This is a genomic window from Sulfitobacter sp. UBA1132 (assembly GCF_002311545.1).
Taxonomy (GTDB): domain Bacteria; phylum Pseudomonadota; class Alphaproteobacteria; order Rhodobacterales; family Rhodobacteraceae; genus Sulfitobacter; species Sulfitobacter pontiacus.
The window spans coordinates 4,317-5,984 of sequence record NZ_DCAN01000022.1; the positions used below are offsets into that span (position 1 = coordinate 4,317).

Here is a 1,668-nt window from a genome sequence, read left to right on the forward strand (position 1 = left end):
TATCCTCGTCGGCGCGCTTAAGTTCAACTATATCGCGCGGTTGCGAGGCGACCCGCTGGCCGAGGTGGCGCAAATCTCTACCCCCGCCACGGCACGGGTGCGCGACCTAATAGAGGCACCTGACGGCGCGATCTGGTTTATCTCGGTCGGGAACGGTGCGGTGTACCGGATCAGTAACGATTAGGCGACAGGCTTGGCCGCATGCGACCCGCGTTCGCGGTAAGGTGTCGTGTTATAATGCGCGCGGTAGCATTTGGAAAAATGCGACGGCGAGGCAAAACCACAGGCCAGCGCCACGTTGATCACGCTCATATCCGTTTGCATCAGCAGGTTACGCGCCTTCTGCAGGCGCAGTTCCATGTAATAGCGTTTGGGGCTGCGGTTGAGGTAGCGGCGGAACAGCCGTTCAAGCTGCCGCGTCGACATGCCGACATCGCGCGCCAATGACGACGGGCTGATCGGCTCTTCGATATTGGCCTCCATCATCTGGATGACCTGACCCAGCTTGGGATGCCGCACGCCGATACGGGTGGGCACCGACAGACGCTGCGTGTCCTGATCCGTGCGGATGGAGCTATAGATCAGCTGGTCGGCAACGGCATTGGCCAGATCCTCGCCCAGATCGTCGGCAATCAGCTTGAGCATCAGATCGATCGAGGATGTCCCGCCCGCTGTCGTCATCCGGTTGCCGTCCACCACAAAGACCGATTTTGTCAGGGTGACGTCCTCGAAGTCTTCGCTGAAACTATCCTGATTTTCCCAGTGGATCGTGGCTTTCTTCCCGTCCAGCAATCCGGCCTTGGCCAGCGTAAAGGCGGCTGTGCACAGACCGCCGACCATCATGCCCTTGCGGGCCTCCCGGCGCAGCCATCCCAGCAGCTTCTTGGTCGTCGCCGCCTGCACGTCGATGCCGCTGCACACCACCAGCGTGTCGTCGCGGCCCAGATCGTCCAGATCGCCATCCAGCGTAAATTCCGCCCCAGCCGAACAGCGCACGCGCCCGCCATCCTCGCCGATCAGACGCCAGTCATAGGCCGGACGACCCGCCATGCGGTTGGCGATGCGCAGACATTCCACCGCCGAGGCAAAGCTGAGCATGGTAAAGTTTTCCAGCAGCACAAAGACAAAGCGCCGTGTCTTTTCAGCGTCAGGAAGAATGCGGTTGGCCAGACGGGTGTCACTCATCACGTCGCCTTTCAGGTTTGCGTTATACGTTGGGGCAAAGTGGGCGCTGCCCTCAAAAACCTGCCGAAAACCTTGCCCACGGGCGGGGGCGAAGGTCAATAGGTTGAATTTCGGTTCTGGTCACTTGGGCCAGACCTTTATATACCACAATTTCACAATGTTTGCGCCTGACACTTCGGGCGCTGCGGACTTCGGAGAAAAATGATGACCGATTGGACAAAATCAAGCTGGCGCGACAAACCGCGGATCCAGATGCCCGACTATCCTGATCAGGACGCGCTGCGCGCGGTCGAAGCTGAATTGTCCCGTTATCCATTGTTGGTCTTTGCGGGTGAAGCGCGGCGGCTGAGAAAGCATCTGGCGGCCGCGGGCCGTGGCGAGGCGTTCTTGCTTCAGGGTGGCGATTGCGCCGAAAGCTTTGAACAATTCAGCAGCGATATGATCCGCGACACGTTCAAGGTGATGTTGCAGATGGCCATCGTG

Annotated in this window: 3 protein-coding genes; 2 read left to right on the forward strand and 1 reads right to left on the reverse strand. The window is 59.5% G+C overall.

The genetic code is table 11. The features are described 5' to 3' along the window. On the forward strand, window positions 1-184 hold a 184-nt coding region (locus B4F27_RS17590; RefSeq protein ID WP_286760301.1), incomplete at its 5' end, for a PQQ-dependent sugar dehydrogenase. Here the strand turns inward: B4F27_RS17590 and B4F27_RS17595 are convergent. Beyond that, window positions 181-1,185 carry a GlxA family transcriptional regulator gene (locus B4F27_RS17595; protein ID WP_180827738.1) on the reverse strand — a complete coding sequence of 335 codons (1,005 nt, stop codon included), beginning with the start codon at window positions 1,183-1,185 and terminating at the stop codon, window positions 181-183. The two genes, B4F27_RS17590 and B4F27_RS17595, sit on opposite strands and share 4 nt — an antisense overlap. Before the next feature lie 204 nt (window positions 1,186-1,389). On the opposite strand from B4F27_RS17595, the gene B4F27_RS17600 reads away from it, so the two are divergent. Next, a partial coding sequence (locus B4F27_RS17600; RefSeq protein ID WP_286760302.1) for a 3-deoxy-7-phosphoheptulonate synthase occupies window positions 1,390-1,668 on the forward strand: 279 nt, incomplete at its 3' end.